A 12,818-nucleotide genomic window follows, 5' to 3' on the forward strand; every position below is an offset into this window, starting at 1 on the left:
AAGAGTCAAGATGACCCGCAGAAACTCGCCGATTCGCTAGTGTTCGTGCAGTCAGCGCCCAGCCATAAGAGCGGCCACGCCGGGAAGGGTTTTACCTTCCATCCATTCAAGAAATGCACCGCCCGCCGTCGAGACATAGCTGAAGCGTTCCGCCACCCCGGCATGAACGAGAGCGGCCACAGTATCGCCGCCGCCGGCCACGCTGAGCAGAGCGCCCTGATCGGTCAGCTCGGCCGCCGTCCGCGCGAGGGACACGGTCCCGGCATCGAACGGCGTGATCTCGAAAGCGCCAAGCGGGCCGTTCCAGACCAACGTCTCACTCTCCCTAAGAACATCCGCGAACCGGGCAACGCTTTCCGGGCCGGCATCGAGGATCATCTTGTCCGCCGGCACATCGGAAGCAGGAACAACTTCTGAAGGCGCGGCCGCCGCGAACTCACCCGCGACCACGCAGTCGGTCTGCAGGCAGATGGTGCAGCCTTCCTGTTCCGCTTTTGTAATGATCTCGCGTGCAGTGCCCGCCAGATCGCGTTCAGCGAGAGATTTGCCGACCTCATGGCCCTGGGCGAAGAGGAAGGTGTTCGCCATACCGCCGCCGATGATCAGGTAGTCGACCTTCGGCAGCAGATTGCCAAGCAGTTCGAGCTTGGTGGAAACCTTGGCGCCGCCGACAACCGCAACGACTGGGCGTTTCGGCGCTTCCAGCGCCTGACCGAGCGCTTCCAGCTCGGCCTGCATCAACAGGCCCGCATAAGCCGGCAGATGACGGGCGAGGCCTTCGGTCGAGGCATGGGCGCGATGTGCCGTGGCAAAGGCGTCGTTCACATAAACGTCGCCCAGCTTTGCCAATGCTGCGGTGAAATCTTCCGCGTTCTTTTCCTCACCGGCATGGAAGCGGAGGTTTTCCAGCAGCAGCACGTCGCCATTGTTCATGGCCCCGACAGCCGTCGCCGCCGTCTCTCCAATACAGTCTTCCGCAAAGGTGACCGGATCGCCGCCAAGAGCCGAAGACAGCGGCGCGACGATCGGCGCCAGCGACATTTCCGGAACCCGGGCTCCCTTGGGGCGGCCGAAATGAGACAGAACCACGACTTTCGCGCCCTTGCTCCGAAGCGCCCGGATCGTCGGCACGGCCCGCTCGATCCTCGTCGCATCCGTCACCGCGCCATCTTTCATCGGCACGTTCAGGTCAACCCGGAGCAAAACAGTCCGGCCGCGAGCGTCAATATCTTCAAGAGTGCGATAAGCTGGCATCATCAGGTCTCCGCGCCGATTTCCGCCGCTTTCAATCACAGTCGGATCGCAGTTTCAAGTGTGGTCACGCGCGGGACGCCTACTTATAGGGATCGGCTGCGTCGCGCAGGCCGTCACCAAAGAAGTTGAATGCCAGAACAACGAGGATCACCGGCACCACCGGCGTCATGATCCAGGGGTAGAGTTCCACCGCGTTTATGTTCTGCGCTTCCGTCAGCAGCACCCCCCAGGAGGTGATAGGCGGGCGCAGTCCGAGACCAAGGAAACTCAACGCCGTCTCGCCCAGAATCATCGACGGGATCGACAGCGTCGCCGAGGCGATCAGGTGGCTCATAAAGCTTGGCAGCAGGTGCCGCCCGATGATCCGTTTCGGCTTCGCGCCCATAAGCTGGGCGGCGACCGCGAAATCCTCCTCGCGCAGGGCCAGCAGCTTGGAGCGAACCGCACGTGCAAGTCCGGTCCAGTCCAGCAGGCCGAGAATGATGGTGATCCCGAAATAGATCAGGATCGGGCTCCAGGTCACCGGCAGGGCGGCAGAGAGCGCCATCCAGAGCGGCAGTTCCGGGAAAGACCGGATCACCTCGATCACCCGTTGGGTCAGGCTGTCGATCCAGCCGCCGTAATAGCCGGCCATACCGCCAATCACGATACCGAGCACGAAGCTGACGGCAATACCGATCAGGCCAACGGTGAGCGAGATCCGGGTGCCGTAGATGATCCGCGAGAACATGTCGCGGCCAAGCCGGTCGGTGCCAAGCAGGAAGAACGTCCCGCCCTCAGCCGGGCAGATCAGGTGGAAATCCATCTCCACCATGCCCCAGAACTTGTAGTCGTCGCCGCTGCAGAAGAAGCGCAGCTTGTCCACCTTCTCCGGATTGTCCCTGTATTCCCGCTTCAGGTTGCGCATGTTCAGCGTGTAGTCGAGCCCGTAGACAAACGGCCCGACAAAGCTGCCCTCATGGAAAAGATGCACCGGCTGCGGCGGGGCATAGATATGATCCGTGTGCCGGGTGGCCAGGCCATAGGGCGCGATCATCTCGCTGACGATGGTCGAAAGGTAGAGGAAAATAAGAAACAGCCCGGAGATGACCGCGACCCGGTGGCGCTTCAGCTTCCACCACATCATCTGCCACTGGGACGCCATGTAATAGCGTTCCTGCTCCGGCGTCAGCACCGTGTCCGAATTCGGATCGAACGGCTCCCGGTTGACGTAGTGGTCGGTACGCGGCCCGTCGGCGGAAGAAATACTCATCGGTTCGTCCCTCCACCGAGCCTGATACGCGGATCAAGGACCGCCAGCAGCAGATCGGAGATAAACATGCCGATCACAGTCAGCATCGCCAGGAACATCAGGAAGGAGCCGGCAAGGTACATATCCTGGCTCTGCAACGCGCCGATCAGCATCGGGCCGGTGGTCGGCAGGGACAGCACCATGGCGACCACGGCAGAACCGGAAATCACTTGGGGCAACATGTTGCCGATATCCGCGATAAAGGGGTTCAACGACATCCGCAGCGGATATTTCATCAGTGCCTTGAAGGGGTGCAGGCCCTTGGCCCGCGCCGTGACGACATATTGCTTCTGCAGCTCGTCAAGCAGGTTGGCCCTCAACCGCCGGATCATCGCCGCGGTTCCGGAGGTGCCGATGACGACGACAGGCACCCAGAGATGCTCCAGCACCGACATCACCTTCTCACCGCTCCATGGCTGGTCGAGATATTTCGGATCCATCAGGCCGCCGATGGAGGTTCCGAACCAGATATTGGCGAGATAGAGCAGGATCAGCGCGAGCAGGAAGTTCGGCACGGCGAGGCCGATGAAACCGAGAAAGGTCAGACTGTAATCGCCGAGGCTGTACTGGTGGGTCGCCGAATAGATACCGATCGGGAAAGCCACCACCCAGATGAAGATAATGGTGGCGAAATTCAGCACGAACGTCAGGAACACCCGGTCGCCGACCACGTCCGCGACGGGAAGCTGGTATTCGAAGGAATAGCCGTAATCGCCCTGCAGCAGACCTGTCGCCCAGTGGAAATATTGCACATACATCGGCCGGTCGAGACCGTATTGCGCACGCAGAGCGTCGATCTTGGACTGATCGACATTCTCGCCCTGGCTCTGCATCTCGTTGATCATCGTGGTGAGATAATCGCCGGGCGGCAGCTGGATGATGATGAAGGTAATGATGCTGATGGCGATCAGCGTCGGCACCATGATCAGAATGCGGCGGGCCAGGTAAGTCAGCATTGGCTCTCTCCCCTAATCCACACTTGCATTCGTGGCCGACGTCTCGTCGAACCAGAAGGTATCCGGCAAATAGACCCCGAAATGGGCCCCCGGATCCCAGTTATAGACGGCTTCCTCCGGCACGTTGTGGAGCGCATTCGAAACCACGACTGGCTGCAGCACGCCGGAAATCAGCCCGATGGTGAAGACCTGGTCGGCGTTGATCTGCAGGATCTCTTCCCAGGCGCCTTTCTTCACGGACCGTGTCGAGGCATCGCGCCAGATCACGTAAAGCTCTTCCAGCCGCTTTGCCGGTCCCATATCCGTCGCTTCGCCGGACATGCCGCCGGTCTCGATGAACTGGCCCCATTTCGGCCACTGCAATTGTTGTTGGGAATACGGAACGAAATCCTGCGGGCTGTTCAGCGCCGTCGCCAAACCGTTCTCTGCTCCGAACCAGACGGACATCAATGTCTCTCCGGAAAAGATCCGGTTACGGAAGACGTTCCGCTGGGACGGCCTGGTAAAGATCTTGATGCCAGCCTCCAGCCAGGAATCGTGGATCAGCGACAGGACGTCGGTCTGTTCCGTACTTTCCCCCGCCGTCTCGACAATCAACTCCATCGGTCGACCGTCCGGCAACAGCCGCAGGCCATCCTCGCCGCGCTTCAGGCCTATCTCGTCCAGCAGAGCATTCGCCCGCTTCAGATCGAATATCGCCCAGCGGGTCTGGTAATCCTTCTGGTAAAGCGGCGAGGCCGGCAGAACCGTGTTGTTCCCCTCATAGGCAAGACCGTAATAGATCACCTGGTTGATCTCGTACCGGTTGACGGCGAGCGACAGGGCACGGCGGAACCGAACATCCCGAAACAGCTCACGCCAGACCGGATCGATAGCATTGAGATTGGGAAACAGCGCCATATGCGCACCCTTGGCCGTGCGCCAGAGCCGCGTGCGGAACGGGAACCGGTCTTCCGCTTCTTTCAGGAAAGTATAATCGTCGAAGGAAAGATAGCGGGCCTGCAAGTCCGTATCGCCCGCGCCCGCCTTGGCCGGAATCAGTCCCGGGCTGGCAATGTCGAAGATCACTTCGTCGATATAGGGCAGCTGGCGGCCTTTCGGGTCGACCCGGTGGAAGTAGGGATTACGCTCGAACCGGAACCGCGTCGAGTTCGCGTTTCCAGTTACTTTCCAAGGCTGCAGCACCGGCAGGTCCGGATTATCCATCCGGTAGAGATTGTCCATCTTGTTGTGCATGGCCGCCCAGTTCCGCTGCTTGGCGTCCTCCACCCGCTTGGCCATTTCGTCCGGTTTTGCGTAGGCAACATGCATAGGCTTCAGATAATGGGCAGGGCGGTAGATGTAGAGCGGGCTCGCCTTGGCCAGCGCCGGCAGGAAATCCGGGTTCGGCCTCGACCAAGAATAGCGCACCGTGCGCTCGTCGATCATCTGAAACAGCGGCGCCTCACCATCCACCATCATGACGCTTGGTGGGCCGGCCGGCGACAGGTCCGGGTTGTTCGCCACGTCTTCCCAGAAATAGCGGAAATCCTCTGCCGTGAACGGGTGGCCATCGGACCAGCGGTGATTCCTGCGCAGGGTGAAGGTGAAGACACGCTCGTCCTCAACAACGAAATCCTCAAGAATATCCGCAAAGAACTCGTAATCACCGGGCTGGTAGCTGACGAGACGGGCATAGCCGTAGACCGTCATCTGCCGCGTGTCCTTGCTCCGCGACATCAGCATGCGGAGCGTGCCGCCATACTGACCGAGCTCCGTGCCACGGGCCTCGAAATCCAATGTCAGCGGCGGCTCCGGCAGCCGGTCGGCCATCGGTGGCAACTCACCGGCGGACACGCGCTCTTCAAGAGAGGGCACCTCAACGGCGAAACCCGGCACCGTTGTCATCAGCAAAGCGATTAAGAAGACCGAGAGTGCATACCAGTGTTTCACGATGCCAGCCTCAGCGTCAGGGCCGACTCGTCAGCCCGCACAAAATGCCCGTCGCCAAGATCGATCAGACGCGGATGGGTTTCCTCGCTGACCGTAAACGGCGCCGGCCATTCGGACGGGATCGAGCAGCGGCTATCCATTACGGATTCGAAATCAAGCGGATTGTCGAGGCTCGGATCCGGAACCGCCCGGAGCAGCGCCTTGGTATAGGGATGCACCGGATTACGGAACAGCTCCTCGCGCGGTGCCAGCTCGACGAGACGACCAGCACACATCACCGCGATCCTGTCGGCGATGTAATCGACCACCGCCAGATTGTGGGAGATGAACAGATAGGTGAGGTTCAGCTTTTCCTGCAGATCCTTCAGCAGGTTGAGGACCTGCGCCTGGATCGAGACATCCAGCGCGGAGACCGGCTCGTCGCAGATCAGCATGCGCGGTTTCAGGGCAAGTGACCGGGCGATGCCGATACGCTGACGCTGACCGCCGGAGAAGCTGTGCGGATACCGGTTCAGGTGCCGGGCATCGAGACCGACCAGCTTCATCAGCTCCGACACCATCTCGCGCCGATAGGCATCGTCCCCGATACCGTGAATAACCAGCGGCTCGCTGACAATATCGAACACCGTCATCCGCGGGTTGAGGGAGCTGAACGGATCCTGGAAGACGAACTGCAGCTTCTGGCGAAAATCGGTCAGCCGATCGCCATCGAGCCCCAGCACATCGATTTCGCCATCCTGATCCGCATAGGTGACGGCACCCTGATCGGGCGTGAGAGCCCGCATGATGGTCTTGCTGAGGGTTGTCTTGCCGCACCCGGATTCCCCGACGAGGCCGAGACATTCTCCCGGCAATACCTCGAAGCTGACGTCATCCAGCGCATAGACTTTCGATTCATCGCTGGAAAGCCATGAGCCCTGGCGGATGGTGAAGCATTTCGAGAGGCTTTCGACCTTCAGAATGGGCTTCTTGCTGTCGACCGGAGCCTTGTCGGACTCGGTCGGCGCCAGCAAATGACCGGTTTCGCTCTTGATCTCGCGAATCGGCACAAGCCGCTCGCCTGGCTCCATATTGAAGCGCGGCACCGCCGCCATTAGAGCCTTTAGATAGGGATGCTGCGGATCGCGGAACAATTGCTCGCGGGTACCGCTCTCCATCACCCGGCCGCGATACATCACCACAACGTCGTCGGCCATGTTTGCGACCACACCAAGATCGTGCGTAATCATCAGCACGGCCATGCCGAGTTCGGCCTGCAGGTCCTTCATGAGTTTCAGGATTTGCGCCTGGATGGTGACGTCGAGCGCGGTCGTCGGCTCGTCCGCGATCAGCAGGGACGGACGGCAGATCAGCGCCATCGAAATCATCGCCCGCTGCCGCAAGCCCCCGGACAGCTCGAACGGATAGGTGCGCAGGGCCCGGGCCGGATCCGGGAAGCCGACCATCCGGAGCATATCCTCGGTCAGCTCCTGCGCCTCGCGCCCGGAGACGTTTCGGTGCAGCTCCAGTGCCTCGCGGATCTGGTTGCCCACCGTGTGTAGCGGCGAGAGCGAGGTCATCGGTTCCTGGAAAATCAGCGATATCTGACCGCCGCGGATCTGCCGCATCGCCTTGCCGTCGCGATGGAGCCGCGCAATGTCGGTGATGGTGCCTTTTTTCCGGTCATCGGCGAACAGGATCGAGCCGTTGCGGATCTGGGCAGTCGGCGGCAACAGGCCCATGATTGCCTGGCTGACAACGCTCTTACCGGAGCCTGATTCCCCGACCAGGGCCACGGTCGTACCCGCCCGCACCTGAAAAGAGACCTTGTTTACGGCGAGCAGTTCTCCGCCCGGCAGATCGAACCCGACCTGCAAATCCCTGACCCGCAGCAGCGGTGTCAGTTGGTCGTTCATGCCTTTAATCCCCCTGATCCGCCGGCATCCTAATGATCCCGTGCGGCCAGCCCCGTGTTTATTCCTGCAGCCACCAGATTATCGGTTGTCGCCTGGGTAAGGCCAAGATTGTTTTTTCCGGCAGCGGAAGCGGCATGCTCCAGCACGGCCTCAAAACCGTCAAGTGTCGATTCGATGGCGATTTTCGCACCGTTCCGATCTTTCAGGACAAGATGCATCCAGCCTTTGTCCTTCTCTTTCTGGGTCGAATAGTAACGCAGATCCATAACGCCCAGTTCGGACCACCTAATCTCCTTGCCAAGAGGGCCGAGCGCCCGGATCCCGTCGTCATCGACCTCGAATTTGGTTTGCCCCCGGAGCCAGGTTTTGACGATGAAACCGGCAAAGAGCAGCGCGAACAGCACGAAAACGATCTGGAAAGCCCCGATCATCGGTGCAAAAGCGACCGGAAAGGCGGTTATCGCAAACCCGAGGCCACCACGTACATAATCCCCCGTAATCGCACCTTGCTGGTATCCGTGCAGGCTCATTCCAGATCCTCTATAGACAAAAACAGTCACGTGGCGCGATCAGGTCAACGGCCGCATGGGACTTCAGTTCCAGCGCCAGAGTCTCAAGCGCGCGCCAATCTTCATCCACCATTACCAGATGATGCGTCAAAAGTCCGCTTGGCTCCTCAGCATCCACCCGGCCGCTCCGGCGCGCTTCAAGATGACTGGCCAAAGCAGCCGCCACGGCACCTGTCCCGACAAAATTCCGTGTACCGCGCCAGTCGATGACATCGATATGGGTGTTAACGCGGCGCAGGCCGGGCGCGGCTTCCAGCGCATGGCGCGGGCCAAAAGTCGACAGCCCTGTGAAGCCGCCATCGGTGAGGCAGTCCACCAGATCCGGCGCAATTCGGTTCCATGGCGGAACGAAACAAGGGAGCAACCGGTCTGGAAGTGCTTGCCGAAGCCGGGTGAGCCCCTCCCTGGCATCCCGGCAGCTGTCCGAGAGCGGCCGTGACGCCGGGAATTCGGATTTCTTTTCACCCGCTGCCGCGTGATTGCGATGGGCGAAACCATGGACCAGAAGCTCCGCGCCCGTTCCTGTCAGGCGAGCCGCCAGAGCGTCTGTATCAGCGCCCTCGGGCACAACAGCAAGACCTGGCGCCCATCCGGTTGCATCAGCCATTGCAAGCAACGGCTCCAGGGCCGGGGTCGGGCGCTGCAGATCATCGTCCCGCCACCAGATCGTGGCGGTCAGTCGGTCAGAGGCCCAGCGATCCAGCTCCCGCAGAAGCCCCCCTGCTCCAGCAGAACCAGTCATGCCGGCTCCAGCAATTCACTCAGGATGCGCGCTGTCCCGGCAGCACCGTCAAGATCGATGCCCGAAATGCCCGTATCCCGGCCCGCCACCGCCTGATGCATTGCGCGCGCAAGCGCGTCATGGTTCAAAGCGTTTTCCGCTACCACAGCAAGGCGGCCACGCTGGGCCAACAAATCCGCCCGCACCCTTTGCTCCGTCTCGACGCCTCCCTCATAGGGAATCACCACAGACGCCGTCCCTGCTGTCAGCACTTCGGCGAGCGTGTTGTAGCCGGCCTGGGAGATCGAAAGAAACGCCCTCGAAATGATTGCAGCCAGATCAGGCCGGCTGCGCTCGACGATCACTCCCGGGCCTGCATGGCTTTCGATCTCGCGCGCCGCATCGTCCGGCATGTGCGGGCCGGTGACAAAGCGCCATGTCCGGTCGGCATAGGGCAGCTCGGGTCGGAGCCGCGCCACCGCGCGCATGATATCACCGCCGACGGCGCCGCCGCCCGCCGAAACCACCACCTCTCCCGTGCCGTCCCCGGTACCGTTGCCGGTTGTGTCGATCGGGTTCAGCACATAGCCGGTATAGCGGACCGGGGGCGTCAACTCGTCATACATGGGAAAGGTGTCGGCGAGGCTGATCACCGCTTCGTCGCCGTGAATCAGGACCATGTCGTAGTAACGATCCACCGTCTCGACGATCTCCCGGTTGCGGTCCGGGCGCGGCTTGGTCACCAGGATATCGCGCATGGAGGAGACGATTTTCGGCTGCCACGGCGCCGCCTTTGCCCGATCCAGCAACGGCAACAGCTCGAAACGCATCTGCCTGCGTCCGAATGGAAAAAGCTCCGTGAAGAGGATATCGGGGCGGATCTCCTCGAACAGGTCGAGCAGCGTGTCGCGCCGTGTGGCGCGCCAGGCATCGTCAATCTCCTGCCCGTTTTCGTCTGCCAACACCTTGAAAAGACTGTCCACGGCCCGCACGGGCGGCAGTTGGTGCAGGATCGCACCGCCAATATCCAGATGCGGAACCGGCATGCCGCCAGAGACGAAATGCACCTCGAAGCCATCGGCGACCGCCGCCTGCGCAACCGCCGCCGCACGGCGCAGATGACCGATCCCCAGCAGGTTCTGGACGTAGAGAAAGAGCGTCTTGGGCCGGGTATCCGTCATGAAAGCAGGCTCACATTCATTGCGTCGGGACGGATGGTCCCGTCCGGGTCGAGACGGACCATATGCATGGCCGCCCAGTCAAGCCGGACCGGGGGTTTTCCCATCATGTCCCAGCCCCAGGCGAGCGCCAGCGCGGCCCGAATCACACCCTTGTGGGTGACGGCAACGCAACATTCCGGCGCTGGCTGCCGGGCCCGCAGCTTTTCGAACAAAGTCCCGAGCCGGGCCTGAACATCGCGCGGAGACTCTCCGCCGGGCGGCCGAAAATCCAGACCGCGATCCTCGTTGGCCTTCATTTCGGTACCGAATTGAGCTCTGAGATCAACGAGCCGCTGACCTTCCCAGTCACCCCAGTCCATTTCGATCAGCAGCCGCTCAACTTCGAGGGCCGCGCATCCCGCCAGTGACGCGGTCTCCCGGGCGCGGCCAAGCGGTGAGACCAGGGATGGCGCCGACCGAAACGCATCCGGAAGCCGGTAGCGGGCCGCCTGTGCCCGGCCGGTTTCCGAAAGCGGAATATCGGTTCGGCCTTGCACCCGGTGCTCGGCATTCCAGTCGGTCGGCCCATGCCGCAGGAAGCCGATCAACATGGCAGCGCCTGCAGCGCCACGGTCAATTGCCCTGCGATGCTTTCGAGGCTGTGGCTGCGGTTTGCCTGCTCCCGGCCCGCCGCGCCGAGCGTGCGCGCCAGATCCATATCGAGAAGCAGTCGGTCAAGGTTCTCGGCAAAGGCTACGGAATCTCCTTCCGGAGAAAGCAGACCTGTTGCCCCATCGCTCACGATGTCCGGCACCCCGCCGACATCGCCGGCGACCACCGGGAGGCCGCTGGCCTGTGCCTCCAGTAATGCCATGCCATAAGCCTCGTTGATGGAGGGCCAGGCGAGGATATCCGCCGCCTGATAGAGAAACCGCAACCGCGCGGCATCCACCGCCCCAAGCAGATGGACACGCACCCGATGCGGGGCGAAGCAGGCCTCAACCTCCGGCCGGCCGGCACCATCGCCGGCAATGATCAGGGCCCAACGCCTTTCGGCTGGAACGCGTGACAAAGCCTCCGCCAGAATTCGGTAGGAATCGATTTTCACGCCCGGCCGCATCATGCCGACAGCAAGCAGTAGCGGCTCCCCGGCGGAAATCCCGAGCTCTGCCCGCAAGGCCGGGCCGGCGGACGGATCTACCGGATAGGGCAGCCTGTCGAGGAACGGCTTGATCTGGAGATACGTCCCACCGGGCCCGAGGCATGGCGCCACGCATGGCTTGTCCCGGCTGTTGAAGCCAATGACAAGAGCCGCCTGGCCGAGCGCATCCAGGATCCGGCGATGGGAGTCCGCCCAGGGGCCTCCCGCCCGTTTCGGCGCATTCGAGGCTTCGGCTACTACATAGGGAATGCCGAGCCGGCGGGCGACCGCGGGGCCAATCAGATCCGGCGCCTTGTAATAGAGATGGTACGAGAACCAGATGTCTGGTGTCGGAATTCTTCCGGATTCGCAACGTTCAACGAACTTGTCCGCAAAGCGCGCCCCCAGACGCACCAGATGAGCCTGGCGTTCCGGATCCCCCTCACCGTCCCGGCTGCGCAGGCGGGAGGCAAGAAACACCTCGTGTCCGCCCGCCCGAAGGGCCGCCATCAGCAGGCGCGCCATCCGCCGGTCACCGGAAGGGGTTGGCGCATCAGGGGATTTCAGGGGCGCGTAGAAGGCAATCCTCACGCCGCTTCATCCGCTCCGGCAGCAGCGCCCGTCTCCGCCGAATTAAGCCCGAGCAACGCCGCAAGCGTCCCGATTGCCGCCTGATGACCGAACCGGGTTCGCACTTTAGCTTCGCCGGCGGCACCATATTGCATCCTGAGAGCCGGGTTCTGAATCAAGGTCTCGATAGCCGCCGTCAGCGCGGTGATATCGTCAGGTGGGACGAGAGCACCGGTCACCCCATTTTCAATGAGCTCCGGGATGGCGGATACATCGGTCGCTAGGCAGCAGAGCGCCTGGCTCTGCGCTTCCATCAATACATTTGGCAGCCCGTCCCGGTCGCCATCCGCGGCGATCCGGCTCGGCAGAATGAAAAGATCGGAGTCCCGATAGGCTTCAAGAACGGCACTCTGCGCCGCCGCGCCCCGCCAGGTAACACGGTCCTTGAGCCCAAGTTCTTCAGCCTGGCTCTTCAGCGCCTTCAGCTCCTTGCCGCCACCGATATGGGTCCAGTGCCAGGATAATTCTTCCGGGAGCCGGGCAAGCGCATCCAACAGCTGGTCGAACCCCTTCTTCGGAACTGCTCGGCCAACCGACAGCAGGCGCACAGGCTCACTGCCGCCGGTACGCTCCATCATGCTCTCTCCTCCAGGCGAGAAACTGGAGAGATCGAGACCGTGATAGACCAACCTGATCTTGCCCGGCGCCAAGGAGTCCAGATGCTCAAAGCCATAGCGCGTGCAGGTCACGGCCCAGGCCGCATCGGCCAGCTTTTCGCGCTTCTCCCAGTCCGGCGAGAGCCAGATATCCTTGGCGTGCGCCGAAGCAGACCAGCTGCGCCCGCTTATCAGCGCCGCATAGCGGGCGACCGAGGACGGTGTGTGCAGGAAATGTGCGTAGATATGACGGAACCGCGGATCAAGCTCGGTCGCCAGCACCAGCGCCTGACCGAAACGTCGAGCCCGGTTCGGGGTGAAATCACGCTTCAGATCCGTCAGCCAGAGACGAAAGACCGCGCCGTAGCCAGGCATCCGGCGAGCCCTCCACCAGGCTTTCAGAACCCTCAACGGCTCCTGATAGAGATATTCCGGCAGATAGTTCACCGCGCTGGTGATCTTGGCATGCACCGGGTGACTGGCCTTGTCCGTCGGGCGACGCAGGGAGACGATGGTGTAATCGAGCCCGAGGCGCTGCAGTTCAAGAATCTCCTGCGCGATGAAGGTTTCCGAGAGACGCGGATAGCCCTTCAGAACGATTGCCGTCGGAACACTCGTCGCTGATGTTGTCATAGCTTACTGAACCAATGTAACGCCTGTCCGCGAGCCGGAC

The 12,818-nt window shown here is 61.8% G+C and carries 11 protein-coding genes and 1 pseudogene; all 12 read right to left on the reverse strand.

What is annotated here, in order from left to right:
* Window positions 1–51: 51 nt before the first annotated feature.
* The 12 genes and pseudogenes from VOI22_RS17820 to VOI22_RS17870 all read right to left on the reverse strand — a co-directional run bounded on the left by VOI22_RS17820 (window position 52) and on the right by VOI22_RS17870 (window position 12,778).
* Window positions 52–1,254 (reverse strand): phosphoglycerate kinase, encoded by a 1,203-nt coding sequence (locus VOI22_RS17820; RefSeq protein WP_323798019.1) that lies wholly within the window; start codon window positions 1,252–1,254, stop codon window positions 52–54.
* A 79-nt stretch (window positions 1,255–1,333) separates the two neighbouring features.
* Window positions 1,334–2,506, reverse strand: a complete 1,173-nt coding sequence (locus VOI22_RS17825) for an ABC transporter permease (protein ID WP_323797793.1) — start codon at window positions 2,504–2,506, stop codon at window positions 1,334–1,336.
* A complete protein-coding gene (locus VOI22_RS17830; RefSeq protein WP_323797794.1) occupies window positions 2,503–3,501 on the reverse strand; it encodes an ABC transporter permease in 999 nt (332 codons plus the stop codon). Before VOI22_RS17830 ends, VOI22_RS17825 begins: the two co-directional genes overlap by 4 nt.
* A 12-nt stretch (window positions 3,502–3,513) precedes the next feature.
* Window positions 3,514–5,433: an ABC transporter substrate-binding protein gene (locus tag VOI22_RS17835; RefSeq protein ID WP_323797795.1), complete on the reverse strand. Its 1,920-nt coding sequence runs from the start codon at window positions 5,431–5,433 to the stop codon at window positions 3,514–3,516.
* Window positions 5,430–6,482 (reverse strand): ABC transporter ATP-binding protein, encoded by a 1,053-nt coding sequence (locus VOI22_RS21130; protein ID WP_416366265.1) that lies wholly within the window; start codon window positions 6,480–6,482, stop codon window positions 5,430–5,432. Before VOI22_RS21130 ends, VOI22_RS17835 begins: the two co-directional genes overlap by 4 nt.
* Window positions 6,474–7,328, reverse strand: a pseudogene (locus VOI22_RS21135) (ABC transporter ATP-binding protein); the annotation flags it as partial. The gene VOI22_RS21130 and the pseudogene VOI22_RS21135, both read right to left, overlap by 9 nt.
* Before the next feature lie 29 nt (window positions 7,329–7,357).
* A complete protein-coding gene (locus tag VOI22_RS17845; protein WP_323797797.1) occupies window positions 7,358–7,858 on the reverse strand; it encodes a hypothetical protein in 501 nt (166 codons plus the stop codon).
* Window positions 7,859–7,868: 10 nt separating this feature from the next.
* Window positions 7,869–8,639 (reverse strand): polysaccharide deacetylase family protein, encoded by a 771-nt coding sequence (locus VOI22_RS17850; protein ID WP_323797798.1) that lies wholly within the window; start codon window positions 8,637–8,639, stop codon window positions 7,869–7,871.
* A complete protein-coding gene (locus tag VOI22_RS17855) occupies window positions 8,636–9,799 on the reverse strand; it encodes a glycosyltransferase family protein (RefSeq protein WP_323797799.1) in 1,164 nt (387 codons plus the stop codon). Before VOI22_RS17855 ends, VOI22_RS17850 begins: the two co-directional genes overlap by 4 nt.
* Entirely contained in the window at window positions 9,796–10,389 is a 594-nt protein-coding gene (locus VOI22_RS17860; RefSeq protein ID WP_323797800.1) for a histidine phosphatase family protein, read from the reverse strand. Before VOI22_RS17860 ends, VOI22_RS17855 begins: the two co-directional genes overlap by 4 nt.
* Complete coding sequence (locus VOI22_RS17865; protein ID WP_323797801.1) at window positions 10,383–11,510, reverse strand: glycosyltransferase family 4 protein; 1,128 nt, start codon at window positions 11,508–11,510, stop codon at window positions 10,383–10,385. The genes VOI22_RS17860 and VOI22_RS17865 overlap by 7 nt, the downstream gene beginning before the upstream one ends.
* Entirely contained in the window at window positions 11,507–12,778 is a 1,272-nt protein-coding gene (locus VOI22_RS17870) for a glycosyltransferase family 4 protein (RefSeq protein WP_323797802.1), read from the reverse strand. The genes VOI22_RS17865 and VOI22_RS17870 overlap by 4 nt, the downstream gene beginning before the upstream one ends.
* Between the last annotated feature and the right edge of the window lie 40 nt (window positions 12,779–12,818).

The organism is Nisaea sp., assembly GCF_034670185.1.
GTDB lineage: Bacteria > Pseudomonadota > Alphaproteobacteria > Thalassobaculales > Thalassobaculaceae > Nisaea.